Raw genomic sequence first — 24,833 nt, 5'->3', positions numbered from 1 at the left:
ATCACCACGGAGCGTTACGCACGTTTATCATGCTAACCGGCTATAAGTTCGAATCCATCCGGGCACTGCGCAGTGAAAATGTGATTGCCTGGGAGGTATTGTCCACGGCAAAGCCCAACGTCAATCTTGAAGATTACTTTGGCTCGATGTCGGCGACGCAGCGTAAAGCGCACTTCTTTGCGCAGCTTCGTCACGCCATGTTTTGCAAGGATGGCGACAAGTATTATCTCAATGCGACATCGGATTTACTGCTGGAAACGGACTTCCTCGACAGGCTAAAAGAAGAAACCCCGTGCCCGGAGAGACTTGCTATCGAGATCACCGATCTCCATACGATGGTCCAACTCGACGATACGCAAAGCCGGGTGCTGCAAAAATGCATCGCGACGCTCCATCAGTGGGGGATAGAAGTGTGGGCAGACGATGTCTGCGAAGACCTTCTTCCCGACCTGCTGACCAGCCAGATCCGCTTCTGCGGCATCAAAATTGACAAACATACCTTCTGGAACGGACGGACCGAGCAGGCGAAGTTTCTGCATCTCACCCGCGAGTGCAAGCGCGTCGCCAGCAAGGTCCTGATCGAAGGCATCGAAACCGCGGGTGATTTCGCGCTGGCCCGCGCCAGCGAGGCCGATTACGGCCAGGGCTATCTGTGGGGGAGAAAATGACCCCTTTCATTCCGAATGCTGGCGATCGGGTCATCGTTTTGCGCGGCAACGCCTGTTTATGGCCCTGCCCCACTTTTTGCTGCCACAACCTGGCGAAATGCCATCAAAAACGCTGCCTGCTGGACGCTCAGTCATTCGCTTTGTAATTGCACTGTTACTCACGTCAGGAAATAAGATCATGAAAATTATTCCCACCGTTGTATGTTGTTCCGCTCTCCTGCTTCCTGCTGCTGCGATCGCCGCAGACAGTACCGCAAGCGCGACGATGCACGTCTCACTTGAGGTCGTGAAGTCGTGCACCCTCAAAGCCAACGATCTTAACTTCTCGCGTCACGGCTCCGATGAGTCGAGTGAAATCCAGGCCAAAACGCAGGTCGATATCGTTTGTACCAACGGCACGCCGTTCACCCTCACCGCCACCAGCAACGACGGCGAAAACGGTACCTTCTGGCTGAAGCCGGAAAATGGCGAAACGGGCGCGCAGAAGATTGCGTGGAAGCTCTTTGCTGACGAAGGCAAACAGACGCAAATCACCGGTACGAATGGCCTGGACGATACCGGCAACGGAGCGGAACAGGAGGAAACGCTGTATGGCGTCATTGACGCCGGGGCGCTGACAACCGCCCAGGCAGGGAACTACAGCGACGATATCACGTTAAAACTGGAGTATTGATCGTGCGTCGTTACCTTCCCTGCTTCATTTTGTGGCTCATGATGCTGGCGCTGCTGTCGCGCTACGCGCTGGCCGCCACGCTTCAGGTGGCCCCGGTAACGCTCGATCTGCAGAGCGACCAGCGGGCAGCGGCGGTCTATCTCACTAACAGTGGGAAAGCGGCTATCCATGCGCAGATTCGAGTATACGAATGGACGCAAAAAAACGGTAAAGATGTGCTGGTGGCCACCGGGGAGGTGGTCACCAGCCCGGCGATGACATCACTGGCGCCGGGCCAGCAGCAGCTGGTGCGCATTATCGTCATGCAGCCCGGCAACCGTGCGCAGGAACAAAGTTACCGGCTGGTCATCGACGAACTGCCGGACGCCGCGTCCCGTGCCGCCAACCCCTCCGCGGTACACTTCCTGCTGCGCTACTCGATTCCGGTGTTTATTGCCGGGAACCAGAGCGCGCCCGTCAGCCACGATGCCCTGAGCTGTGAGCAGGCAGACATACCGGCCACTCTCCGCTGCTTTAACGCCGGAAACCGCCACATCCGCCTGAGCCACCTTGAGGCCCTGACGGCCGATGGGAAAGTTGTAGGGTCGATTAAAGGCCTGGCGGGCTATGTGCTCCCGGGACAAACCGCCCTTTTATCGCTCAAGCAGCCCACACGTCACGCGCTCAGCACGCTGCGCGTCTATCTCAATGATGACCATCATGCCAGCCAGATACCTCTGCGCCCGCTCGCTTCTCGCGCTCCTGTTTTGGCTACCGCTCATGCTGTCAGCCCGGACTGACCCCGCCGACACCGTGCAATGGCTGGCCATTACCGTGAACCACGCCCCGCGAGGCGAACTTTGGGCCTGCCGGGTGGTGGATAATGCGCTATGGATAAGCCGCAGCGACATGAAAAAGCTGGGGCTTCACGCCCCGGAGGATCGCGCCGGGTGGGTTGAGCTGACCTCCCTGCCGGGCCTGAAGGTCAATCTCGACGTGCTGTCCCAGCAGGTGTCAATTACCGCAGAGGCCGACGCGCTCGAAGGCCAGCAGCATCTGACCGTCTCAAAGCCCGCGCCGATGTACCGCTATCCCGATGCGCAGCCCGTCAGCGCCTATACGCTCGGATACGCGCTCTACGCCAGCGACGTACAGGGGAAGCGCCAGCTTAACGCCCAGACCATGCTGACCGCGTCCGGCGGGCTGCCCGGAACGTTCAGCAGCAGTTTTTCAAGCCATGCCGGGGAGGAAAACAGCGCCGGTCGACCGACCCACACGCGTCTCGAAACCCGCTGGCAGTGGGACAACACTGACTCGCTGACCACGCTGGCGCTGGGCGACAGCGTCACCACCGGCACCCGCTGGAGCCGACAGGTGCGCTTTGGCGGGCTGCACTGGGCACGTAACTTTGAACTCAATCCCCAGCTCAATACCGAACCGCGCAGTCGCTATAGCGACACCGCCGTGCTGCCTTCCACAGTCGATCTGTATATCGACGGCCTTAAGCAGAGCAGCCAGCGCGTCACGCCGGGAGACTTTCTGCTGGATACCCTGCCCTCCTTCACCGGAAGCGGGCAGGCGGAGGTGGTCATTACCGATATCAACGGCCAGCGTCGCGCCGTACAGCTCGATCTCTACGGCGCGCCGGGCATGCTGGCGGAAGGGCTCAGCAGCGGTTCGCTGGACATCGGCTGGATGCGCGAAAACTACGCCCTGCACTCCGACGACTATGCCGCCTCGCCGCTGCTGGACGCGGGCTGGCGCTATGGGGTGAATAATCACCTGACGCTGGCGCTGCATACGGAGCAGCAGCGTAGGCTGCACAACGTGGGCACGGGTGCTGACTGGCTGGTCTCTCCCGCCGTAGGGGTGGTCAGCCAACACGTTGCCGTGAGCGACAGCCCTTACGGTCAGGGCATTCAGTGGGGCCTCGGCTGGCAGTGGAACGGCAGAGGAACGGGCATTTCTGCCAGCACCGTCCGTACCGAAGCGGATTTCGCCGACAACGCCCGCATGAGCGGTGCCGCGCCCGTCAGGCGCAGCGACAGCGTGTGGGTAAGCCAGTCCATCCCCCATTTCGGTACCGTGGGCGCGGGCTGGGTACAGCAGAACATTCAGGGCAGCACAGAGCGCTACCTCAACGCCTCCTGGTCGGTGTCGCTGCCGGCACACATCTCCACCACGCTGAGCTACACCCGCTCGTTTACGGATGCGTCGAGTCACGTTCAGCTGCTGTTTTCCGTCCCATTGGGTCGCGAGGACACGCTCTCCGCTCAGGCCAGCCGGGATACGCCGCGCATGGATTACCGCCACCAGCCGGACGATGAGGCCGGCGGCTGGTCATGGGAGTTGGGCCAGGGCTTTGGCGAACGACGTGAAAAATATGCGGACGTAGGCTATCTGGGCCGCGCGGGCGAATGGCACGTTGGGCTGCAGCAAGGTGCCAGCCAGGGCAACCAGTACGCCTCCGCCGAAGGTAGCCTGACGCTGCTCGACGGCAGCCTGCACGCGCTGCGCTACATCCAGCAGGGCATGGCGCTGGTCTCCACGCACGGTATTGGGCACGTACCGGTGATGCTGGAAAACCGCCCGGCCGGTGAAACGGATGAGGACGGTTATCTCCTGCTGACCGATCTGCCGCGCTACCACAACAGCAAAGTCAGCATTAACCCGCTCGATCTGCCCGCCGATGTGATCGCCCCCGTCACCGACATGCATGCCAGGCCGGGCAACAGCAGCGCGGTCAAAGTCGAGTTTAACGTCCATCACGCCGTCACGGTTCAGGCCCGGCTGGTCGACGGCCGCCGCAGGCCGCTCCCGCTGGGCAGCGTCGTGTCAACGCCGCAGGGTGCCACCATCGTGGGACGCGACGGCTTTATCTGGCTTGAAGATCCGCCCCTGCCGGGTGAGCTGGTGGTGAAGACCGGTGAGGGGGAGTGCCGGGTCACGCTTCCGGCGCCGCGCACCGGGTCATCTATACAGAATATCGGAGAACAATTGTGTCATTAAAAGCACCGTTATTATTGCTGCTCGTCCTGTCCGTGAAGGCGATGGCGGCAGCCTGCTGGATAACCTCCATGCCCGCCATTAACTTTGGCAACGTCGTGGCGGGCAATACCACCTCCGTCAACACCGAGGTCAAGTTTAGCTGCCAGGCCGACAACGAGGGCAAGACGGAATATCTCAACGTCTGCCTGAGCAGCGTAGACGCCCCGCCCTTTGAGATGATCTCGCCGGGGGATCAGGAGGGGAAACAGTACACCCTCCTCTTCCGCCTGCTGAACGGTGCAGCGCGATCTCAGGAGCTGGGGCCTGCCAGCAGCGGGAACCTGATTCAGCAAACCCTGGCCGCGGAAAGCAATGCCAACGTCAGCGGTACCTTTCCGCTTATCGCTACCATTCCGGCAGGGCAAAGCCAGCTTCCGGCCTACCACTATTACAACTACAACATGAATCTGCGTATCGCCTGGCACAGCGCCCTGCGTCAGGATGCCCTGCAAAACTGCTCGGACGGTTCCGCAGAGGGGGAGCAGGTGCAGGGCGGCACCAGCGCGCAGGCCGAAATCAGCCAGGGATGCTACATCGAGCGCGTGACGCCCCTTAACTTCGGCACCCTGACCAGCACCGCGACCCTGCATCCGACGCGTTCCACCGCCACCCTCACCACGCGCTGTCCGGCCGGAACCGCGTTCACCCTTGCCATGGGCAAAGGCAACCATGCCAGCGGTAACCAGCGGCAGCTCTGCAACAGCGAGGGCCAGTGCCTGCGCTACGGGCTCTGGCAGGATGAGGCGGCCACGCAACGCTGGGGAGATCAAAGCAGCGGCGATGCGCTGCAGGTCACCAATCCCGCAGGCGGCACCCAGAACTACACCGTTTACGGCGAGGTCCCGGCGCAGCCGCTAACCGGTACCGGGGAATTTATTGATGACGTGATTATCACGCTGACTTATTAAACCACCCAAAATCCTGCCTGGATCAATGTTATCGGTAACAGTGGCGTTAAAATAGCCAGCAATGCAGCCCGGAAGGCGTAGGCCTTCTCTTTTTATTTTTTATCTCTGTTTTTATTACAAGAACTTATGAAATACCTGCTTGCTGACGCCATCGTCTACAACGACGAGGACGGTTCTGTTTCTCTTATCAATGCGCCGGACGAGGATGCGCAGCTCCTCACCTGTACGGCCAATACCATCATGAAGCTGCTGGTTCAGCATCATGGGAACGTGGTTGAACGGGAAACCTTTCTCCAGGAAGTCTGGGATCGGCGAGGGCTCCAGGGGTCTAACAACTCCTTAAACCAGTACATCAGCATTCTGCGCAAAATGCTGGCGACCCTGCTTCCCGACGCGCTGTTTATCGTTACCGTACCGAAAACGGGCTTTATGCTCAGCGCAGACGTCACGGTCACTCCGCTGGAGGAGGCCCCACCGACCGCCGAAACGGCGAAACCTGCATGGCGCGTTCGCCCGGAATGGCTGTTCTGCGGCGCGCTCACGCTGGTCGTCGTTGCGCTATGCCTCTGGATCGCGCTCATCAAGCCGGAAAATTCACAGCGGGAGATCCATCTGCTGACGCATATTGGCACCTGTCCAGTCTACACCTTTACGCCGCTGGCGGACGTGTTTCACGGGAAGGCGATTACGCTGGCGCAAACGCTTCAGAAGGACGGCCATCTTCCGTGCCTGAAAAATTCAATTTTCTACATGCACATTCAGAGAACGCTTTTCTACGGCCACGAAGGGCGGCTGGTGCTCTCCCAATGTTCCCTCACGCAGGGTAAAGCCAGCGCCTGTCGTACGCTTTACTATTACGAGTGGTGATATGAGACACAAAAAAGTTTGGCTAATCCTGCTCCTCAATCTGCTGCTGCTGGGCACCGTGCTGGCGTGGTACTTTTACACACCCCCGCTGTCGGTGGCCTGTGACGGAAACCTGACCTTCTCCGACCGGCGCGACAGTCACGATTTCACCTTTGACGGTGAGATCATTATGCGTTTTCATCCCGACAAAACGGGGTACATCACGGTTAACGGCAGTGTGGTGAATGCCCCGCGCAGCTGGGAGGTTTCCCGCCAGGAGATGTTTAAATGGCGTCACGTGGAAGGCGAACTGTATGAGATCGTTATTCAAAAAGTGGAGCGTTTTAGCCATGACGCCATGCCGCCCGGGGTCTTTGAAAAATACGTTGCCGGCCTGACGCTGGGCAATAAAAGGCTTCTGACGATCGAGCGCACGCCGGAAGACGCGCTGGTGATCAGCAATTTCTATTCGCCGGTGCTGATCTGCTCGGAATAATGTCGACGAGTCAGGTTATACTTGCCGCCATGACTATTCGCATTCGCCCCACCACTCTCAACGACGTTGCCGCCCTGCCCGCCATTGAACGCGCGGCGGCCGGGCGCTTCCGTGACTTCCCGGAACTCGCCTGGCTTGCCGACGGCGAGGTCATTTCCGCTGAGCAACACCTCGGCTATGTCGAACGCGGGCTAAGCTGGCTGGCGCTGGCAAACGACCACCCCGTCGGGTTTATCCTTGCCGAAGCCCATCCGTCATCACTGTTTATTGTCGAACTCTCGGTTGATCTGGACTGGCAGGGAAAAGGGATCGGCAGGCAGCTCATCGCCTGCGTGGCAGACCATGCCCGTAACAGAGGGCTGACAGCGCTGACGCTGACGACGTTCAGGGACGTCCCGTGGAATGCGCCGTTCTATGCGCGGCTGGGGTTTGAAAAAATGACGACGCTGACGCCTGAACTGCGTCAGAAAAGGGAAGAAGAGACAGCGCACGGTTTCGCATATGAAACGCGCTGCGCCATGCGCCTGCCTCTGTAATATCGCCCGGTGGCGCTGCGCTTACCGGGCCTACAAAACCCTGAACCGTAGGCCGGGTAAAGCGCAGCCGCCACCCGGCAAAACCAAGAACCGTAGGCCGGGTAAGGCGCAGCCGCCACCCGGCAAAAGCCACGAACCGTAGGCCGGGTAAGGCGCAGCCGCCACCCGGCAAAAGCCACGAACCGTAGGCCGGGTAAGGCGCAGCCGCCACCCGGCACAACATACGGCGTTAGAAGGTTTCCCAGTTATCACCTGCATCAGCGGTAACCGTTTTACGCGCCATCGCCGGTACTGCAACGGTTTTCGCAGAAGCGAATTCGCGCGCTTTCATCTGCTCCTGCTGAATGCGGAACACCGCCACGGCCTGCGTCAGACGGCTTGCCTGCTCTTCCAGTGCGGCTGCCGCTGCGGCAGACTCTTCCACCAGCGAGGCGTTCTGCTGGGTCACGCGATCCATCTCTGCCACCGCCAGACCGACCTGGTCGATACCGCGGCTCTGCTCGTCAGATGCAGAGGCGATTTCACCCATGATGTCCGTGACGCGGGTGACCGCATTCACGATCTCACCCATGGTTTCACCGGCGCTTTCGACCAGCGTTGAACCCACTTCCACGCGCCCCACGGAGTCTTCGATCAGGCTCTTGATCTCGCGTGCCGCCTGGGCGCTGCGCTGGGCCAGGTTACGCACTTCACCTGCTACCACCGCGAAACCACGGCCCTGCTCGCCCGCACGCGCCGCTTCTACCGCCGCGTTCAGTGCCAGGATGTTGGTCTGGAAAGCAATGCCGTCGATCACGCTGATAATGTCGGCAATTTTCTGCGAACTGCCCGCGATATCGCGCATGGTCTGCACCACGTTATCCACCACCTTGCCGCCTTTCTGCGCGGTTTCAGAGGCGCTCAGCGCAAGATGGCTCGCCTGACGGGCGTTCTCGGCGTTCTGCTTAACGGTCGCCGTCAGCTGCTCCATGCTGGCAGCGGTCTCTTCCAGGGAAGCGGCCTGCTGTTCAGTACGGGAGGAGAGGTCATTGTTGCCCATCGCGATTTCACTCGCGCCGCTGTAGATCGCATTCGCGCCGTTACGCACGTCGCCAACGGTACGCACCAGCTCGCCCTGCATATGGCGCAGCGAGTCGGCCAGTTCACCCATCTCGTTGGTGCCCTGAACTTCAATACGCTTCACCAGATCGCCGCTGGCGATATGGCGAATGTTGTCGATCAGACGATTCAGCGGGGAGATCAGCGTCTGCTTGATGTTCAGCCAGACGGCCACGATCACCACCAGCACGGCAATCAGGACGCTGATCAGCACCCAGATAGCCTGGCTGTAGGAGCTGTTGCTGTCTTCGACCGCCATCTGGTACAGCTTGTCGTTCTGCTGCAGGTAGCTCACGTACTGCTTCTCAAAACCGTCCTGGTAACTCTGGGTCGGCTGGTCGAAGAAGGCGTTGATTTTGCCCGCGCCCAGCAGCTGGATCAGCTCCGCCAGCGCGCCGTGGTAAATATCATAGTTACGCTTGATCTCCATGGCATCCGCATCGCTTTGACGCGGATCGCGCGGCAGGGCTTCGTAGGCAGCCCAGTTTTTTTCCGCCTGTTTCAGAGACACAGAGGCGATTTGCATCAAATCGTTCACGGTCGCGCCGCTGCCGATATTGCTCTGATCCATCATGTAGCGGATACCCGCGCGGTTCAGGGTATTACGGGTTTGCAGCAACGCTACCCAGCTGGCGTTCAGCGTGGACTGTTGCTGGCGAATGGTTTGCAGGACGGTGAAATTCTCTTTGTCATTCTTCAGAGCATTAAAGAAAAGACCACCGGATGTGAGTTGTAAAAGGCCAAATATCGCTAAAACCAGCATTAAGCTGGTGACAATCTTGATACGGTTTAACATGTTTTCTCTTTCCTCAGACAGATACAGAATTTTCGGCCTGGAAAGGGAAAACTTTACGAAATTCATCCTGGAATTTGTGGTTTTTACTCTTCATCCCGCGCTGCGTTATGACGGTTTCCGAGTTCAATAAACTCTTCCAGCAGCGCCGTCAGCTGTTTCATCTTCTCCGGCGTATATTCCGCCTCAATCTGCTGATACGCCTCTTCCACCTGCGCCTGGGCGTGCTCATACAGCGCATTGCCCTCTTTGGTCAGCGAAACGTACAGCTTGCGCTGGTCGTTCACCGGCTTTAAGCGCAGCACCAGACCGTCGCGCTCCATGCGCGTCAGGATGCCGGTCAGGCTCGGGCGCAGGATGCAGGTGCGAAACGCCAGATCGTGAAAATCCATCGACGGATGTTCAGCCAGCACGCGCACAATACGCCACTGCTGCTCGGTAAGATTATGGCGCTTCACAATCGGGCGGAAGTAGGACATCGCCGCTTCCCGCGCCTGCAGCAGCGCGATGGTTAATGAATCATGCATAGCCTGTTCCCTTCACATCATTAACAAGTAAACAAACACTAAAAGATATTTTTATAAACAACACGTTTTCTTCCAAAAAGTCTAACAGAAACCCATTAATTTTATTAACCACCTGATTTTACTATACATAAAAAAGAATATGTAAATTTATTGTTATTCATATCACAAATTTTTCACTTCTGATTGCGAAATAAACAGCAAAAGCATAAAACCAGATCATTAACATATTAATGAAATCCAAACCGGACATCCGGCCTGAGGAGTATGTGAATGAAAGGTACCGTTTTTGCCGTCGCCCTAAACCATCAAAGCCAGCGCGAAGCCTGGCGTGAGGCGTTTGAAAAAGCCCCCTACAACACGCCGCCGAAAACGGCGGTGTGGTTTATCAAACCGCATAACACCGTGATTCGCGCGGGCGAGCCCATTCCGTTCCCGCAGGGGGAAACGGTGCTGAGCGGCGCCACGGTGGCGCTGGTCGTGGGCAAAACCGCCAGCAAGGTGCGCGTGGAGGACGCCGCGGAATATATTGCGGGATACGCGCTCGCCAACGAGGTGAGCCTGCCGGAAGAGAGCTTCTACCGCCCGGCCATCAAGGCCAAATGCCGGGACGGATTCTGCCCGCTTGGCGAACCGGTCGCCGTTGATCACGTGGACAACCTGACCATCATCACCGAGATCAACGGCCGCGAAGCGGACCACTGGAACACCGCCGATCTGCAGCGTAACGCTGCCGAACTGCTGAGCGCCCTGAGCGAGTTCGCCACCCTTAACCCCGGCGATGCGATCCTGCTCGGTACCCCGCACAGCCGCGTTGAGATCCGCCCGGGCGATCGGGTGCGTATTCTGGCGGCAGGTTTTCCGCCGCTGGAAAACCCGGTGGTAGATGAACGCGACGTCGCTCACACGCACCGCACGCCGCCGCACGCCACGCTGTTTGCCCTCGGTCTGAACTATGCCGATCACGCCAGCGAGCTGGACTTCAAGCCGCCCACCGAGCCGCTGGTCTTTATCAAAGCGCCAAACACCTTCAACGGCGACAACCAGACGTCGGTGCGCCCGAACAATATCGAGTACATGCACTATGAAGCGGAGCTGGTGGTGGTCATCGGCAAAACGGCGCGTAAGGTGAGCGAAGCCGAGGCGATGGACTATGTTGCGGGCTACACGGTCTGCAACGACTACGCCATTCGTGACTATCTCGAAAACTACTACCGCCCGAACCTGCGGGTAAAAAGCCGCGACGGGCTGACCCCCATCTCCCCAAACATCGTGCCAAAAGAAGCCATTCCCGACCCGCACAACCTCGCCCTGCGCACCTTCGTCAACGGCGAGCTGCGTCAGGAAGGCACCACGGCGGATCTGATCTTCAGCATCCCGTACCTGATCGCCTACCTGAGCGACTTTATGACTCTGCAGCCGGGAGACATGATTGCCACCGGCACGCCGAAGGGGCTGTCCGACGTGGTGCCGGGCGATGAGGTGGTGGTGGAAGTGGAAGGCGTGGGACGCCTGGTGAACAGAATTGTGAGTGAGGAGACGGCAAAATGAAAAAGATTAACCACTGGATCAACGGTAAAAACGTCGCGGGCAGCGACTACTTCCACACCACTAACCCGGCCTCCGGCGAGGTCCTGGCAGAAGTGGCCTCCGGCGGTGAAGCCGAAATCCATCAGGCCGTTGCCGCCGCCAAAGAGGCGTTCCCGAAGTGGGCCAACCTGCCGATGAAGGAGCGCGCGCGCCTGATGCGTCGTCTGGGCAATCTGATCGACCAGAACGTGCCGGAGATCGCCGCCATGGAAACCGCCGATACCGGGCTGCCGATCCACCAGACCAAAAACGTGCTGATCCCGCGCGCCTCGCACAACTTCGAATTTTTCGCCGAGGTGTGCCAGCAAATGAACGGCAAGACCTACCCGGTCGACGACAAGATGCTCAACTACACCCTGGTGCAACCGGTGGGCGTCTGCGCGCTGGTGTCGCCGTGGAACGTGCCGTTTATGACTGCCACCTGGAAGGTCGCGCCCTGTCTGGCCTTAGGTAATACCGCGGTGTTGAAGATGTCTGAACTCTCCCCGCTGACCGCCGACCGTCTGGGCGAACTGGCCCTCGAAGCGGGTATTCCGGCGGGCGTGCTGAACGTCGTTCAGGGCTACGGCGCGACGGCAGGCGATGCGCTGGTGCGGCATCACGACGTGCGCGCCGTCTCTTTCACCGGCGGCACCGCCACCGGGCGCAACATCATGAAAAACGCCGGGCTGAAGAAGTACTCCATGGAGCTGGGCGGCAAATCCCCGGTACTGATTTTTGAAGACGCGGATATCGAGCGCGCGCTGGACGCCGCCCTGTTCACCATCTTCTCCATCAACGGCGAGCGCTGCACCGCCGGCTCGCGCATCTTTATCCAGCAGAGCATCTACCCGGAATTCGTCAAGCGCTTTGCCGAGCGCGCCAACCGCCTGCGCGTGGGCGACCCGACCGATCCAAATACCCAGATTGGCGCGCTGATTAGCCAGCAGCACTGGGAGAAAGTCTCCGGCTATATCCGCCTCGGCATCGAGGAAGGCGCAACCCTGCTGGCGGGCGGCCCGGACAAACCGGTCGATCTGCCTGCACACCTGAAAGGCGGCAACTTCCTGCGCCCGACCGTGCTGGCGGATGTTGATAACCGCATGCGCGTGGCGCAGGAGGAGATCTTCGGGCCGGTGGCCTGCCTGCTGCCGTTCAAGGACGAAGCAGAAGGGCTGCGCCTGGCCAACGACGTGGAGTACGGCCTGGCGTCGTATATCTGGACGCAGGACGTCAGCAAAGTGCTGCGCCTGGCGCGCAACATCGAAGCGGGCATGGTGTTCGTCAACACCCAGAACGTGCGCGACCTGCGCCAGCCGTTTGGCGGCGTGAAGGCCTCCGGCACCGGCCGCGAGGGGGGCGAGTACAGCTTCGAGGTTTTCGCGGAGATGAAGAACGTCTGCATCTCCATGGGCGACCATCCGATTCCAAAGTGGGGGATCTGAAAATGGGTAAATTAGCGTTAGCGGCAAAAATCACCCACGTGCCGTCGATGTATCTCTCCGAGCTGCCGGGTAAAAACCACGGCTGCCGCCAGGGCGCTATCGACGGACACAAAGAGATCAGCAAGCGCTGCCGGGAGCTGGGCGTCGATACCATTATCGTCTTCGACACCCACTGGCTGGTGAACAGCGCCTACCACATCAACTGTGCGGACCATTTTTCGGGCGTCTACACCAGCAACGAGCTGCCGCACTTTATCCGCGACATGACTTACGACTACGACGGCAACCCGGAACTCGGCCAGCTGATTGCCAACGAGGCGGTGAAGCTTGGCGTGCGCGCCAAAGCGCACAACATTCCGAGCCTGAAGCTCGAGTACGGCACGCTGGTGCCGATGCGCTACATGAACGCGGATAAGCACTTCAAAGTGGTCTCTATTTCGGCGTTTTGCACGGTTCACGACTTCGCCGACAGCCGCAGGCTGGGCGAGGCCATCGTCAGCGCCATTGAAAAATACGACGGCACCGTGGCAGTGCTCGCCAGCGGCTCGCTGTCGCACCGCTTTATCGACGACCAGCGCGCGGAAGAAGGGATGAACAGCTACACCCGCGAGTTCGACCGCCAGATGGACGAGCGCGTCGTGAAGCTGTGGCGCGAGGGTCAGTTCAAAGAATTCTGCAGCATGCTGCCGGAGTACGCCAACTACTGCTACGGCGAGGGCAACATGCACGACACGGTGATGCTGCTGGGCATGCTCGGCTGGGACAAATACGACGGCAAGGTGGAGTTTCTCACCGAGCTGTTCGCCAGCTCCGGCACCGGCCAGGTCAACGCCGTTTTCCCCCTGCCCGCGTAAGGAGCCACCATGCCGCACTTTATTGCTGAATGTACCGACAACATCCGCGAGCAGGCAGACCTGCCGGGGCTGTTCGCCAAAGTGAACGAGGCGCTCGCCGCCACGGGCATCTTCCCTATCGGCGGTATCCGCAGCCGCGCCCACTGGCTGGACACCTGGCAGATGGCCGACGGAAAACACGATTACGCCTTTGTCCATATGACGCTGAAGATTGGCGCGGGGCGCAGTCTGGAGAGCCGGGAGGCCGTGGGGGAGATGCTGTTTGGGCTTATCAAAGCGCACTTCGCGGAGCTGATGGCGAGCCGCTACCTGGCGCTGTCGTTTGAGCTCGACGAGCTGCACCCGACGCTCAATTACAAACAGAACAACGTGCACGCGTTGTTTAAGTAGCCGTCTGCTTGCCCGGTGGCGCTGCGCTTACCGGGCCTACAACGGCTCGAACGTAGGCCGGGTAAGCGCAGCGCCACCCGGCAACAGCCGCATAAAGGATACGCCATGCTCGACAAACATACCCATACCCTGATCGCCCATCGTCTGCATCAGGCGGAACAGTCCCGGGAGCAGATCCGCGCGATCTCGCTGGACTATCCGGAGATTACGATTGAAGACGCCTACGCCGTCCAGCGCGAATGGGTGAGCCTCAAGATCGCCGAAGGCCGCGTGCTGAAGGGCCACAAGATCGGCCTCACCTCCAAAGCGATGCAAGCCAGCTCGCAGATCAGCGAGCCGGACTATGGCGCGCTGCTGGACGACATGTTCTTCCATGACGGCAGCGACATTCCCGTCGATCGCTTTATCGTCCCGCGCATTGAAGTGGAGCTGGCGTTCGTGCTGGCAAAACCGCTGCGCGGCCCGAACTGCACGATCTTCGACGTCTATAACGCCACGGATTACGTCATCCCCGCGCTGGAGCTGATCGACGCCCGCTGCCACAACGTCGACCCGGAGACCCAGCGTCCGCGCAAGGTCTTCGACACCATCTCCGATAACGCCGCCAACGCGGGCGTGATCCTCGGCGGCCGTCCGATTAAGCCCGACGAGCTGGACCTGCGCTGGATCTCCGCCCTGCTCTACCGCAACGGCGTGATCGAAGAGACCGGCGTGGCCGCAGGCGTCCTGAACCACCCGGCCAACGGCGTGGCGTGGCTGGCCAACAAGCTTGCGCCGTACGACGTGCAGCTTGAGCCTGGCCAAATCATTCTCGGCGGCTCGTTTACCCGTCCGGTGCCCGCCAGCAGAGGCGACACCTTCCACGTCGACTACGGCAATATGGGCTCCATCAGTTGCCGCTTTGTCTAGGAGAGCACGATGCAAAACGCATTTAAAGCGGCGCTGAAAGCAGACCGTCCGCAAATTGGGTTATGGCTGGGACTGACCAGCAGCTACAGCGCCGAGCTGCTGGCCGGAGCAGGCTTCGACTGGCTGCTGATCGACGGCGAGCACGCGCCGAACAGCGTGCAGACCGTCTTAACCCAGCTGCAGGCTATCGCCCCTTATCCCAGCCAGCCGGTGGTCCGCCCGTCGTGGAACGACCCTGTGCAGATCAAACAGCTGCTGGACGTGGGTGCGCAAACCCTGCTGGTGCCGATGGTGCAAAACGCCGACGAAGCGCGGCTGGCGGTACGTGCCACCCGCTACCCGCCTGCGGGCATTCGCGGGGTGGGCAGCGCCCTGGCACGCGCGTCGCGCTGGAACCGCATTCCCGATTACCTGCAGCAGGCCAACGACGCCATGTGCGTGCTGGTGCAGATTGAAACCCGCGAGGCGCTGAAAAACCTGCCGCAGATCCTGGATGTAGAAGGCGTCGACGGCGTGTTTATCGGCCCGGCGGATCTGAGCGCCGACATGGGCTTTGCCGGCAATCCGCAGCACCCGGAAGTGCAGGCCGCCATTGAGCAGGCGATCGCGCAGATACGCGCTGCCGGTAAAGCTCCCGGCATCCTGATGGCGAATGAACCGCTGGCAAAACGCTATCTTGAGCTCGGCGCGCTGTTTGTTGCCGTCGGGGTCGACACTACCCTGCTTGCCCGCGGCGCGGAAGCGCTGGCGGCACGCTTTATCGAAACACCGGTTACGTCAGTTCATAACAATAAATCCGTCTACTAAACGTAAGATCTGGAGCGCACCATGACGACCTCTACCCTGCAAACCCATGATAATAAAGCTGTTGAACATCGCGTCATTCACAAGCTGTTCCGACGCCTGATCGTCTTTCTCTTTATCCTGTTTGTCTTCTCGTTCCTCGATCGCATCAACATCGGCTTCGCCGGGCTGACAATGGGTAAAGATCTCGGCCTCACGTCAACCATGTTTGGCCTGGCTGCGACGCTGTTTTACGTCACCTACGTGCTGTGCGGCATCCCGAGCAACATCATGCTGGCGAAGATCGGCGCACGCCGCTGGATCGCCGGGATCATGGTGGTGTGGGGTGTGGCCTCCACCTGCACCATGTTCGCCACCAGCCCCGAAACCCTTTACGTCCTGCGCATGCTGGTGGGCATTGCCGAAGCCGGTTTCCTGCCGGGTATTCTGGTCTATCTCACCTGGTGGTTCCCGGCCTATCACCGCGCCCGCGCCAACGCGCTGTTTATGATTGCTATGCCGGTCACCATGATGCTCGGCTCGATCCTCTCCGGGTACATTCTGGCGATGGACGGACTGTGGAACCTCAAGGGCTGGCAGTGGCTGTTCCTGCTGGAAGGACTGCCGTCGGTGGTGCTCGGCGTGGTGACCTGGTTTTACCTCAACGACACGCCGGATCAGGCCACCTGGCTGGATGAGGACGAAAAGCAAGCGCTCAAAACGATGATCGCCCGCGAGCAGGAGGTCGCGATTGCCCAATCCGTCACGCCGCGTTCGACGCTGCGCGAGGTGCTGACCCCGGCGGTGCTGCTCTACACGCTGGCCTACTTCTGCCTGACCAATACACTGAGTGCGATCAACATCTGGACGCCGCAGATCCTGCAAAGCTTCAACACGGGCAGCAGCAACATCGTCATCGGCCTGCTGGCGGCGATCCCGCAGTTCTGCACCATCCTCGGGATGATCTGGTGGAGCCGCCGTTCCGACAGGCTGAAAGAGCGAAAAAAGCACACCATCCTGCCGTACCTGTTCGCCGCGGCGGGATGGATGCTGGCCTCCGCGACGGATCACAGCCTGATCCAGCTGCTTGGCATCATCATGGCCTCAACCGGATCGTTTACCGCCATGGCGATATTCTGGACCACGCCGGATCGGGTTATTAGCCTGCAGTCCCGCGCGGTGGCGCTGGCGGTGATCAACGCCATCGGCAACGTCGGCTCCGCCGTCAGCCCGCTGCTGATTGGGATCCTGCGCGACGCGACCGGCAGCTTCAGCTCGGGGCTGTGGTTTGTGGCCGGGCTGCTGGTGGTCGGCGCGCTGGTGCTGACGCGCATTCCGATGACGCAGCGGGATCAACAGAGGAACGATCATGTGCCAGAACCCTATCGCCAACATTGATATCAGCAAGGAGTACGACGAAAGTCTGGGCACCGACGATGTGCACTACCAGTCGTTCGCCCGCATGGCGGCCTTTTTTGGCCGCGACATGCAGGCGCATCGTCACGACCAGTACTTTCAGATGCACTTTCTCGATACCGGGCAAATTGAGCTCCAGCTCGACGATCACCGCTATTCGGTGCAGGCGCCGCTGTTTGTCCTCACGCCGCCGTCGGTGCCGCACGCGTTTATCACCGAATCCGACAGCGACGGTCACGTGCTGACGGTGCGCGAGGATCTGATCTGGCCGCTGCTGGAGGTGCTCTACCCCGGCACGCGGGAGGCCTTTGGCCTGCCGGGGATCTGCCTCTCGCTTGCCGACAGGCCGGACGAGCTGGCGGCGCTGAAGCACTACTGGCAGCTGATTGCCCGGGAATCCACGGAGCAGCTGCCCGGGCGCGAGCATACCCTGGTCCTGCTGGCGCAGGCGGTGTTTACCCTGCTGCTGCGCAACGCGAAGCTAGACGACCACGCCTCAGGCGGCATGCGCGGCGAGCTGAAGCTGTTCCAGCGCTTTACCCAGTTGATCGACACCCACTACCACCAGCACTGGACGGTGCCGGAATACGCCAGCGAGCTGCACCTGACCGAATCCCGACTGACCGATATCTGCCGCCGCTTCGCCAACCGCCCGCCAAAACGCCTGATCTTCGACCGCCAGCTGCGGGAGGCCAGGCGCCTGCTGCTCTTCTCCGACAGCACCGTCAGCGAGATTGCCTGGCAGCTGGGGTTCAAAGATCCGGCCTATTTCGCCCGCTTTTTTAACCGCTTAGTGGGGTGCTCGCCCAGCGCATACCGGGCGCAGAAAGTACCGGTTTCCTGAACGCATCACGGTTCGTAGGGCGGGTAAGCGCAGCGCCACCCGCCGAAAAGCCGCCCAGATCACAAAACCACATCCCACCCGAAAAGTACCCGTCGTTGTCCCAATCGTCCCTTCACGTTACGTCCCTCTCAGGCTTCAATTAAACAACAAAAACAAAACATAAATTTAACAACCCTATTCCGATACGAGGTCCCTATGAAGCCTGAAGATTTCCGCGCAGACGCCAAACGCCCGTTAACCGGTGAAGAGTATTTAAAAAGCCTGCAGGACGGACGCGAGATTTATATCTACGGCGAGCGCGTCAAAGACGTCACTACCCATCCGGCGTTTCGCAATGCGGCGGCCTCCATCGCGCAGATGTATGACGCGCTGCACAAGCCGGACATGCAGGACACGTTGTGCTGGGGCACCGACACCGGCAGCGGCGGCTATACCCACAAGTTCTTCCGCGTGGCGAAAAGCGCCGACGACCTGCGCCAGCAGCGCGATGCCATCGCCGAGTGGTCGCGTCTGAGCTACGGCTGGATGGGCCGCACGCCGGACTATAAAGCCGCGTTCGGTTGTGCGCTGGGCGCCAACCCGGCCTTCTACGGCCAGTTCGAGCAGAACGCCCGGAACTGGTACACCCGCATTCAGGAAACCGGCCTGTACTTCAACCACGCCATCGTTAACCCGCCGATCGACCGCCACAAGCCAGCGGACGAGGTAAAAGACGTCTACATCAAGCTGGAGAAAGAGACCGACGCCGGGATTATCGTCAGCGGCGCGAAAGTGGTGGCGACCAACTCCGCCCTGACCCACTACAACATGATCGGCTTTGGATCCGCGCAGGTGATGGGCGAAAACCCGGACTTCGCGCTGATGTTCGTCGCGCCGATGGATGCCGAGGGCGTGAAGCTGATCTCCCGCGCCTCCTACGAGATGGTGGCAGGCGCAACCGGATCCCCGTACGACTATCCGCTCTCCAGCCGCTTTGACGAGAACGATGCCATCCTGGTGATGGATCACGTGCTGATCCCATGGGAAAACGTGCTGATCTACCGCGATTTCGACCGCTGCCGCCGCTGGACGATGGAAGGCGGCTTTGCGCGAATGTACCCGCTGCAGGCCTGCGTGCGCCTGGCGGTGAAGCTCGACTTCATCACCGCCCTGCTGAAGAAATCCCTGGAGTGCACCGGCACCCTGGAGTTCCGCGGCGTGCAGGCGGATCTCGGCGAAGTGGTGGCCTGGCGCAACATGTTCTGGGCGCTGAGCGACTCCATGTGTTCCGAAGCCACGCCGTGGGTCAACGGCGCGTATCTGCCGGATCACGCCGCCCTGCAGACCTACCGCGTGATGGCCCCAATGGCCTACGCCAAGATCAAGAACATCATCGAGCGTAACGTCACCTCCGGGCTGATCTACCTGCCGTCCAGCGCCCGGGATCTGAACAACCCGCAGATCGACCAGTATCTGGCGAAATACGTGCGCGGCTCCAACGGCATGGATCACGTCGAACGCATCAAGATTTTGAAACTGATGTGGGATGCCATCGGCAGCGAGTTTGGCGGCCGTCACGAGCTGTATGAAATTAACTACTCCGGCAGCCAGGATGAGATCCGCCTGCAGTGTCTGCGCCAGGCGCAGAGCTCCGGCAACATGGACAAGATGATGGCGATGGTCGACCGCTGCATGTCCGAATACGACCAACACGGCTGGACGGTGCCGCACCTGCACAATAACAGCGATATCAACATGCTGGATAAGCTGCTGAAATAGCGCAGCGGGAGGTTTTCATGCAATCAGAACAACGCCTGCGTTTTCGCGACGCGATGGCCAGCCTGTCGGCCGCGGTCAATGTTGTCACCACCGAGGGTGAGGCCGGACGCTGCGGCATCACCGCCACCGCCGTCTGCTCGGTCACGGACACCCCGCCGTCGGTGATGGTATGCATCAACGCCAACAGCGCCATGAACCCGGTATTCCAGGGCAACGGCAGGCTGTGCGTTAACGTGCTGAACCACGAGCAGGAGATTATGGCTCGCCATTTCGCCGGGATGACCGGTATGACGATGGAGGATCGCTTTGCCCTCTCCTGCTGGCAGAAAGGGCCGCTGGCGCAGCCGGTACTCAAGGGCGCGCTGGCCAGCCTTGAAGGCGAAATAAGCCAGGTGCAAACCATCGGCACGCATCTGGTTTATCTTGTTGAAATTAAAAACATCATCCTGAGTGATGCGGGCCATGGCCTGATCTACTTCAGGCGACGTTTCCACCCGGTCATGCTGGAGACGGAAGTCGCCGTGTGATCTCCCTCGCGCTGGCCTTTTTTCCGGCCAGCGCCGCTTTCTGCAAAAACTCCTAAGGTTTCCGCTAAATCACGCCGTTATATACCCATAAGAGAAATTTTCTGTGCCTGAATACTGACAGGTTGTGTCAGTGCACCCGCATCATTCAGCGCATGCCTATATATACAGGATGACCTTATGGCTAAAACGACGCGGAGCCGCTCGGCTGAACGTCTGGTCGATATTCTCCTTGAGCTACATTTAAACGGTGTGGTAAACCGCAGTGCGCTAATGGAGAAATTTAAAATTACCGAGCGCACCGTCTATCGGGATTTAAATGCACTCTCTCCCATTGTTGAACATACCGGTAACGGGCTATATCGTCTGATTCATTCTGCACAATCGCCCGGCGGACAAGGATTGCACCACACTCTGGCTAACTTTCTGAATGCCGACAGCTTTTTCCCTGAAAGAAATACGGAATTCTGGCAAAAGCTTGAAACGCGCGTAGACGAAAACCATATTCTTATTCTTGGTAATGAAGCGGAACACACGTTAGAACGCGATATTCGCCGTCATTTAACGAAAGTCGAGAAATCGATTAAAAACCATAATGTTTGCCAGATCGTTTATAAGGGCAAAACCCGCCTGATTAATCCCTATAAACTCATTAACAAAAAAAATATATGGTATTTACAAGCCACCGAAAATAGCCGGCTGAAATCCTTCTCATTAAGCCAGATTAGCTGGTTTGATATTCAGAAAACGACCTTCACTCCCGAAGAAAATGTCCTTGAGCTGCTGGAAAAAAGCCTTGATCCCTGGGTGTCCGAAGATACTTTCGCGGTGAAAATATTCATTAAAGATAATATTTCACATTACTTCCTGCGCCGCGATCTTCTGCCGGAACAGGAGCTGCTGGAGGAGCAACAGGGCGGCGTCACGCTGCGCTGCCAGGCGGCCCACGAGAACCAGATCCTGCCGCTGCTGTTCTACTGGCTGCCTCATATTCAGATACTGGAACCGAGCTGGCTGAAGGAGAAGCTCATCAGGACGCTGGAAAGCTATCTGGCCGTGGAGCGTACCCCGAATAATCAAGTGATCTCAATCACATAATTTCGCCCCCCGGCGGCGAGCCGGAACCGCTCGTCGCCCCCTTTGACCGCTCACCTGTCACTTTCAACCACTCATTCATTTACCGTCCTTTACGCGCGCGGGGATCTGGCACGATCGCTCCAGCATTAATCAATACCTCCTCACAACGAACCCTGACCCTTTTTTCTTTACATAAAAAACCAGGTCTTACTATGGATACTAAAAAACTACTGAAGCACGTGCCCTGGGCCTTACTCGGGATCCTCGGCGCTTTTTGTCTGGCGGTTGTCGCATTACGCCGGGGCGAACACGTAAGCGCCCTGTGGATCGTGGTCGCGTCGGTTTCCGTCTATCTTGTGGCTTATCGCTACTACAGCTTATACATCGCGCAGAAGGTCATGAAGCTCGACCCGACGCGTGCCACCCCGGCGGTCATTAACAATGACGGCCTGAACTACGTGCCAACCAACCGCTACGTGCTGTTTGGTCATCACTTTGCCGCGATCGCCGGTGCGGGCCCGCTGGTCGGCCCGGTACTGGCCGCGCAGATGGGCTACCTGCCAGGTACGCTCTGGCTGCTGGCGGGCGTGGTGCTGGCGGGTGCGGTGCAGGACTTCATGGTGCTGTTTATCTCTTCTCGCCGTAACGGCGCCTCTCTGGGTGAGATGGTCAAAGAGGAGATGGGCCGCGTGCCGGGAACTATCGCCCTGTTCGGTTGCTTCCTGATCATGATCATCATCCTTGCGGTGCTGGCCCTGATCGTGGTGAAAGCGCTGGCCGAAAGCCCGTGGGGTGTCTTCACCGTCTGCTCTACCGTACCGATTGCGCTGTTCATGGGGATCTACATGCGATTCCTGCGTCCGGGACGCGTGGGTGAAGTGTCGGTGATTGGTATCGTGCTGCTGGTCGCCTCCATCTACTTCGGCGGCGTGATTGCGCACGACCCGTACTGGGGCCCGGCGCTGACCTTCAAGGACACCACTATCACCTTCGCGCTGATTGGCTATGCGTTTATCTCCGCGCTGCTGCCGGTCTGGCTGATTCTGGCCCCGCGTGACTACCTGGCCACCTTCCTTAAAATCGGCGTTATCGTCGGTCTGGCGATCGGCATCCTGCTGATCAACCCGGATCTGAAAATGCCTGCGGTAACGCAGTACATCGACGGTACCGGTCCGCTGTGGAAAGGCGCTCTGTTCCCGTTCCTGTTCATCACCATTGCCTGCGGTGCGGTCTCCGGCTTCCACGCCCTGATCTCCTCCGGTACCACGCCTAAGCTGCTGGCGAACGAGAAAGACGCACGTCTGATCGGCTACGGCGCGATGCTGATGGAGTCCTTCGTAGCGATCATGGCGCTGGTTGCCGCGTCCATCATCGAACCGGGTCTGTACTTTGCGATGAACACCCCACCGGCGGGTCTCGGCATTACGATGCCTAACCTGCATGAGATGGGCGGCGACAACGCGGCGCTGATTATGGCGCAGTTGAAAGACGCCAGCGCACACGCGGCGGCGACCGTCAGCTCCTGGGGCTTCGTGATTTCGCCTGAGCAGATCATGCAGACCGCGAAAGACATCGGCGAACCGTCCGTGCTGAACCGCGCCGGTGGCGCACCGACGCTGGCCGTCGGTATCGCACACGTGTTCCACAAAGTGCTGCCATGGGCGGACATGGGCTTCTGGTACCACTTCGGTATTCTGTTCGAAGCGCTGTTCATCCTCACCGCGCTGGACGCCGGTACCCGTGCGGGCCGCTTCATGCTGCAGGACCTGCTCGGTAACTTCGTGCCGTTCCTGAAGAAAACCGACTCTCTGGTGGCGGGCATTCTGGGTACGGCGGGCTGCGTCGGCCTGTGGGGCTACCTGCTGTATCAGGGCGTTGTCGACCCGCTCGGCGGCGTGAAGAGCCTGTGGCCGCTGTTCGGTATCTCTAACCAGATGCTGGCTGCCGTGGCGCTGGTGCTCGGCACCGTGGTACTGGTGAAGATGAAGCGCACCAAATACATCTGGGTCACCGTGGTTCCTGCGCTGTGGCTGCTGCTCTGCACCACCTGGGCGCTTGGCCTGAAGCTGTTCAGCGCCAACCCGCAGCTGGAAGGCTTCTTCTTCATGGCTAACCAGTACAAAGAGAAGATTGCCGCAGGCGGCGCAGACCTGACTGCCCAGCAGATTGCCAACATGAACCATATCGTGGTGAACAACTACACCAACGCGGGTCTGAGCATTCTGTTCCTGGTGGTGGTGTACAGCATTATCTTCTACGGCATCAACACCTGGTTGAAAGTGCGTAACGCTGAAGGCCGCACGGATAAAGAAACCCCGTACGTGCCGGTGCCGGAAGGCGGCGTGAAGACTTCTTCACACCACTAACACAATGGCGGGTGGCGCTGCGCTTACCCGCCCTACAACGGTACTGTAGGCCCGGATCGCTGCGCGCCACCGGGCTTTTTCTTATCAGGACACGTTATGTTTGGTAACTTAGGCGAAGCAAAAAAATACCTCGGTCAGGCGGCGAAAATGCTGATTGGCATTCCGGACTATGACAACTACGTTGAGCATATGAAGACCAACCATCCGGATAAGCCGTACATGACCTACACCGAATTCTTCCGCGAGCGTCAGGAAGCGCGCTACGGTGGAAGTGGAGAAGGCGGCGTCCGCTGCTGCTAAAGGAGAGACCATGACCCCGATTGCCGTTACCCTGCTGACCGGTTTCCTCGGCGCCGGTAAAACCACCCTGCTGCGCCACATTCTGAACGAGCAGCACGGCTTCAAAATCGCCGTCATCGAAAACGAATTTGGCGAAGTCTCCGTAGACGACCAGCTGATTGGCGATCGCGCCACGCAGATCAAAACCCTGACCAACGGCTGCATCTGCTGCACCCGCTCTAACGAGCTGGAAGACGCCCTGCTGGACCTGCTCGACAGCCGCGATCGCGGTGAAATCGACTTTGACCGTCTGGTGATCGAGTGCACCGGCATGGCTGACCCCGGCCCGATTATTCAGACCTTTTTCTCTCACGAAATCCTCTGCCAGCGCTACCTGCTGGACGGCGTCATTGCCCTGGTCGATGCGGTCCACGCGGACGAGCAGATGAACCAGTTCACCATCGCCCAGTCTCAGGTGGGCTACGCCGACCGCATCCTGCTGACCAAAACCGACGTGGCGGGCGAAAGCGTTAAGCTTCGCGAGCGCCTGACGCGCATCAACTCCCGCGCGCCAATTTACACGGTGACGCACGGCGATATCGACCTGTCTCAGCTGTTCAACACCAACGGCTTTATGCTGGAGGAGAATGTCACCGCGAAACCGCGCTTCCACTTTATGGGAGACAAGCAAAACGACGTGGCGTCAATTGTGGTGGAGCTGGATTATCCGGTGGATATCAGCGAAGTCTCCCGCGTAATGGAGAACCTGCTGCTGTCGTTTGCCGACAAGCTGCTGCGCTACAAGGGTATGCTGTGGATTGACGGCGAGCCCAACCGCCTGCTGTTCCAGGGCGTGCAGCGCCTGTACAGCGCCGACTGGGACCGACCGTGGGGCGATGAACCGCCGCACAGCGTGATGGTGTTTATTGGTATACAGCTGCCGGAAGAGGAGATTCGGGCGGCGTTTGCGGGTCTGAAGAAATAGCCTCCCCGCTTAACTATGCGCTCCGAACAATCCCCTCTCCCCTATGGGGAGAGGGGTGAGCGGTA

The 24,833-nt window shown here is 59.4% G+C and carries 24 protein-coding genes; 22 read left to right on the top strand and 2 right to left on the bottom strand.

Features of this window, described 5'->3' with window-relative positions:
• Positions 1–29 precede the first annotated feature (29 nt).
• The 8 genes from KGP25_RS03480 to KGP25_RS03445 all read left to right on the top strand — a co-directional run bounded on the left by KGP25_RS03480 (position 30) and on the right by KGP25_RS03445 (position 7,154).
• Positions 30–668 carry an EAL domain-containing protein gene (locus tag KGP25_RS03480; RefSeq protein ID WP_048028608.1) on the top strand — a complete coding sequence of 213 codons (639 nt, stop codon included), beginning with the start codon at positions 30–32 and terminating at the stop codon, positions 666–668.
• A 178-nt stretch (positions 669–846) separates the two neighbouring features.
• The gene (locus KGP25_RS03475; protein ID WP_045907722.1) at positions 847–1,341 is read left to right on the top strand and encodes a spore coat protein U domain-containing protein; all 495 of its coding nucleotides are present in this window, start codon (positions 847–849) and stop codon (positions 1,339–1,341) included.
• A 2-nt stretch (positions 1,342–1,343) separates the two neighbouring features.
• Complete coding sequence (locus KGP25_RS03470; protein WP_048028609.1) at positions 1,344–2,120, top strand: molecular chaperone; 777 nt, start codon at positions 1,344–1,346, stop codon at positions 2,118–2,120.
• Positions 2,041–4,329 (top strand): fimbria/pilus outer membrane usher protein, encoded by a 2,289-nt coding sequence (locus KGP25_RS03465; RefSeq protein WP_223539984.1) that lies wholly within the window; start codon positions 2,041–2,043, stop codon positions 4,327–4,329. Before KGP25_RS03470 ends, KGP25_RS03465 begins: the two co-directional genes overlap by 80 nt.
• A complete protein-coding gene (locus KGP25_RS03460; protein WP_223539983.1) occupies positions 4,320–5,276 on the top strand; it encodes a spore coat U domain-containing protein in 957 nt (318 codons plus the stop codon). The genes KGP25_RS03465 and KGP25_RS03460 overlap by 10 nt, the downstream gene beginning before the upstream one ends.
• 126 nt (positions 5,277–5,402) lie before the next feature.
• Positions 5,403–6,143, top strand: a complete 741-nt coding sequence (locus KGP25_RS03455) for a winged helix-turn-helix domain-containing protein (protein ID WP_045907718.1) — start codon at positions 5,403–5,405, stop codon at positions 6,141–6,143.
• A 1-nt stretch (position 6,144) separates the two neighbouring features.
• Positions 6,145–6,618: a hypothetical protein gene (locus KGP25_RS03450; protein ID WP_223539982.1), complete on the top strand. Its 474-nt coding sequence runs from the start codon at positions 6,145–6,147 to the stop codon at positions 6,616–6,618.
• Positions 6,619–6,647: 29 nt separating this feature from the next.
• Complete coding sequence (locus KGP25_RS03445) at positions 6,648–7,154, top strand: GNAT family N-acetyltransferase (RefSeq protein WP_048225731.1); 507 nt, start codon at positions 6,648–6,650, stop codon at positions 7,152–7,154.
• 229 nt (positions 7,155–7,383) lie between these two features.
• On the opposite strand, the gene tsr is transcribed toward KGP25_RS03445, so the two are convergent.
• Entirely contained in the window at positions 7,384–9,048 is a 1,665-nt protein-coding gene (gene tsr / locus KGP25_RS03440) for a methyl-accepting chemotaxis protein (protein WP_223539981.1), read from the bottom strand.
• 83 nt (positions 9,049–9,131) lie between these two features.
• Entirely contained in the window at positions 9,132–9,572 is a 441-nt protein-coding gene (hpaR, locus tag KGP25_RS03435; protein ID WP_045907716.1) for a homoprotocatechuate degradation operon regulator HpaR, read from the bottom strand.
• Between the two features lie 270 nt (positions 9,573–9,842).
• Here hpaR and hpaG point away from each other — a divergent pair, with 270 nt between their 5' ends.
• From hpaG to yjiA, 14 genes are all read left to right on the top strand, one after another.
• On the top strand, positions 9,843–11,120 hold the full coding sequence (gene hpaG / locus KGP25_RS03430) for a 4-hydroxyphenylacetate degradation bifunctional isomerase/decarboxylase (RefSeq protein WP_223539980.1): 1,278 nt from the start codon (positions 9,843–9,845) through the stop codon (positions 11,118–11,120).
• On the top strand, positions 11,117–12,583 hold the full coding sequence (gene hpaE, locus KGP25_RS03425; RefSeq protein WP_223539979.1) for a 5-carboxymethyl-2-hydroxymuconate semialdehyde dehydrogenase: 1,467 nt from the start codon (positions 11,117–11,119) through the stop codon (positions 12,581–12,583). Before hpaG ends, hpaE begins: the two co-directional genes overlap by 4 nt.
• Positions 12,584–12,585: 2 nt before the next feature.
• Complete coding sequence (hpaD, locus tag KGP25_RS03420; RefSeq protein WP_223539978.1) at positions 12,586–13,437, top strand: 3,4-dihydroxyphenylacetate 2,3-dioxygenase; 852 nt, start codon at positions 12,586–12,588, stop codon at positions 13,435–13,437.
• A gap of 9 nt (positions 13,438–13,446) precedes the next feature.
• Positions 13,447–13,827 carry a 5-carboxymethyl-2-hydroxymuconate Delta-isomerase gene (locus tag KGP25_RS03415; RefSeq protein WP_069720117.1) on the top strand — a complete coding sequence of 127 codons (381 nt, stop codon included), beginning with the start codon at positions 13,447–13,449 and terminating at the stop codon, positions 13,825–13,827.
• A 105-nt stretch (positions 13,828–13,932) separates the two neighbouring features.
• Complete coding sequence (gene hpaH, locus KGP25_RS03410; protein ID WP_024908290.1) at positions 13,933–14,736, top strand: 2-oxo-hept-4-ene-1,7-dioate hydratase; 804 nt, start codon at positions 13,933–13,935, stop codon at positions 14,734–14,736.
• 9 nt (positions 14,737–14,745) lie between these two features.
• Positions 14,746–15,543 (top strand): 4-hydroxy-2-oxoheptanedioate aldolase, encoded by a 798-nt coding sequence (hpaI, locus tag KGP25_RS03405; RefSeq protein ID WP_223539977.1) that lies wholly within the window; start codon positions 14,746–14,748, stop codon positions 15,541–15,543.
• 21 nt (positions 15,544–15,564) lie between these two features.
• Positions 15,565–16,917: a 4-hydroxyphenylacetate permease gene (gene hpaX, locus KGP25_RS03400; protein ID WP_048225531.1), complete on the top strand. Its 1,353-nt coding sequence runs from the start codon at positions 15,565–15,567 to the stop codon at positions 16,915–16,917.
• Positions 16,889–17,779, top strand: coding sequence for a 4-hydroxyphenylacetate catabolism regulatory protein HpaA (gene hpaA / locus KGP25_RS03395; protein ID WP_044597194.1), 891 nt, complete (start codon positions 16,889–16,891; stop codon positions 17,777–17,779). Before hpaX ends, hpaA begins: the two co-directional genes overlap by 29 nt.
• A 195-nt stretch (positions 17,780–17,974) precedes the next feature.
• Entirely contained in the window at positions 17,975–19,537 is a 1,563-nt protein-coding gene (gene hpaB / locus KGP25_RS03390; RefSeq protein ID WP_014168483.1) for a 4-hydroxyphenylacetate 3-monooxygenase, oxygenase component, read from the top strand.
• A gap of 17 nt (positions 19,538–19,554) precedes the next feature.
• Entirely contained in the window at positions 19,555–20,064 is a 510-nt protein-coding gene (locus tag KGP25_RS03385) for a 4-hydroxyphenylacetate 3-monooxygenase reductase subunit (RefSeq protein ID WP_196365465.1), read from the top strand.
• A gap of 177 nt (positions 20,065–20,241) precedes the next feature.
• Positions 20,242–21,159: a WYL domain-containing protein gene (locus tag KGP25_RS03380; protein ID WP_045907709.1), complete on the top strand. Its 918-nt coding sequence runs from the start codon at positions 20,242–20,244 to the stop codon at positions 21,157–21,159.
• A gap of 191 nt (positions 21,160–21,350) precedes the next feature.
• Positions 21,351–23,504, top strand: coding sequence for a carbon starvation CstA family protein (locus KGP25_RS03375; RefSeq protein WP_223539976.1), 2,154 nt, complete (start codon positions 21,351–21,353; stop codon positions 23,502–23,504).
• Positions 23,505–23,600: 96 nt separating this feature from the next.
• Entirely contained in the window at positions 23,601–23,804 is a 204-nt protein-coding gene (locus KGP25_RS03370; protein ID WP_003856610.1) for a YbdD/YjiX family protein, read from the top strand.
• A 10-nt stretch (positions 23,805–23,814) separates the two neighbouring features.
• Entirely contained in the window at positions 23,815–24,768 is a 954-nt protein-coding gene (gene yjiA / locus KGP25_RS03365) for a GTPase (protein WP_063622614.1), read from the top strand.
• The last annotated feature ends 65 nt before the right edge of the window (positions 24,769–24,833 follow it).

This window comes from Enterobacter sp. JBIWA003 (genome assembly GCF_019968825.1).
In the GTDB taxonomy this organism is placed as follows: Bacteria; Pseudomonadota; Gammaproteobacteria; order Enterobacterales; family Enterobacteriaceae; genus Enterobacter; species Enterobacter quasiroggenkampii.
The sequence above is the reverse complement of the archived record's forward strand: the minus strand, read 5'-3'. Positions and strand labels throughout refer to the sequence as shown.

What these genes read in the sequence shown, in the direction of transcription:
- KGP25_RS03480 (WP_048028608.1), top strand. Translation starts at nt 30, where the DNA reads ATGCTAACCGGCTATAAGTTCGAATCCATCCGGGCACTGCGCAGTGAA.
- KGP25_RS03475 (WP_045907722.1), top strand. Translation starts at nt 847, where the DNA reads ATGAAAATTATTCCCACCGTTGTATGTTGTTCCGCTCTCCTGCTTCCT.
- KGP25_RS03465 (WP_223539984.1), top strand. Translation starts at nt 2,041, where the DNA reads ATGCCAGCCAGATACCTCTGCGCCCGCTCGCTTCTCGCGCTCCTGTTT.
- KGP25_RS03455 (WP_045907718.1), top strand. Translation starts at nt 5,403, where the DNA reads ATGAAATACCTGCTTGCTGACGCCATCGTCTACAACGACGAGGACGGT.
- KGP25_RS03450 (WP_223539982.1), top strand. Translation starts at nt 6,145, where the DNA reads ATGAGACACAAAAAAGTTTGGCTAATCCTGCTCCTCAATCTGCTGCTG.
- KGP25_RS03445 (WP_048225731.1), top strand. Translation starts at nt 6,648, where the DNA reads ATGACTATTCGCATTCGCCCCACCACTCTCAACGACGTTGCCGCCCTG.
- tsr (WP_223539981.1), bottom strand. Translation starts at nt 9,048, where the DNA reads ATGTTAAACCGTATCAAGATTGTCACCAGCTTAATGCTGGTTTTAGCG.
- hpaR (WP_045907716.1), bottom strand. Translation starts at nt 9,572, where the DNA reads ATGCATGATTCATTAACCATCGCGCTGCTGCAGGCGCGGGAAGCGGCG.
- hpaG (WP_223539980.1), top strand. Translation starts at nt 9,843, where the DNA reads ATGAAAGGTACCGTTTTTGCCGTCGCCCTAAACCATCAAAGCCAGCGC.
- hpaE (WP_223539979.1), top strand. Translation starts at nt 11,117, where the DNA reads ATGAAAAAGATTAACCACTGGATCAACGGTAAAAACGTCGCGGGCAGC.
- hpaD (WP_223539978.1), top strand. Translation starts at nt 12,586, where the DNA reads ATGGGTAAATTAGCGTTAGCGGCAAAAATCACCCACGTGCCGTCGATG.
- KGP25_RS03415 (WP_069720117.1), top strand. Translation starts at nt 13,447, where the DNA reads ATGCCGCACTTTATTGCTGAATGTACCGACAACATCCGCGAGCAGGCA.
- hpaH (WP_024908290.1), top strand. Translation starts at nt 13,933, where the DNA reads ATGCTCGACAAACATACCCATACCCTGATCGCCCATCGTCTGCATCAG.
- hpaI (WP_223539977.1), top strand. Translation starts at nt 14,746, where the DNA reads ATGCAAAACGCATTTAAAGCGGCGCTGAAAGCAGACCGTCCGCAAATT.
- hpaX (WP_048225531.1), top strand. Translation starts at nt 15,565, where the DNA reads ATGACGACCTCTACCCTGCAAACCCATGATAATAAAGCTGTTGAACAT.
- hpaA (WP_044597194.1), top strand. Translation starts at nt 16,889, where the DNA reads ATGTGCCAGAACCCTATCGCCAACATTGATATCAGCAAGGAGTACGAC.
- hpaB (WP_014168483.1), top strand. Translation starts at nt 17,975, where the DNA reads ATGAAGCCTGAAGATTTCCGCGCAGACGCCAAACGCCCGTTAACCGGT.
- KGP25_RS03385 (WP_196365465.1), top strand. Translation starts at nt 19,555, where the DNA reads ATGCAATCAGAACAACGCCTGCGTTTTCGCGACGCGATGGCCAGCCTG.
- KGP25_RS03380 (WP_045907709.1), top strand. Translation starts at nt 20,242, where the DNA reads ATGGCTAAAACGACGCGGAGCCGCTCGGCTGAACGTCTGGTCGATATT.
- KGP25_RS03375 (WP_223539976.1), top strand. Translation starts at nt 21,351, where the DNA reads ATGGATACTAAAAAACTACTGAAGCACGTGCCCTGGGCCTTACTCGGG.
- KGP25_RS03370 (WP_003856610.1), top strand. Translation starts at nt 23,601, where the DNA reads ATGTTTGGTAACTTAGGCGAAGCAAAAAAATACCTCGGTCAGGCGGCG.
- yjiA (WP_063622614.1), top strand. Translation starts at nt 23,815, where the DNA reads ATGACCCCGATTGCCGTTACCCTGCTGACCGGTTTCCTCGGCGCCGGT.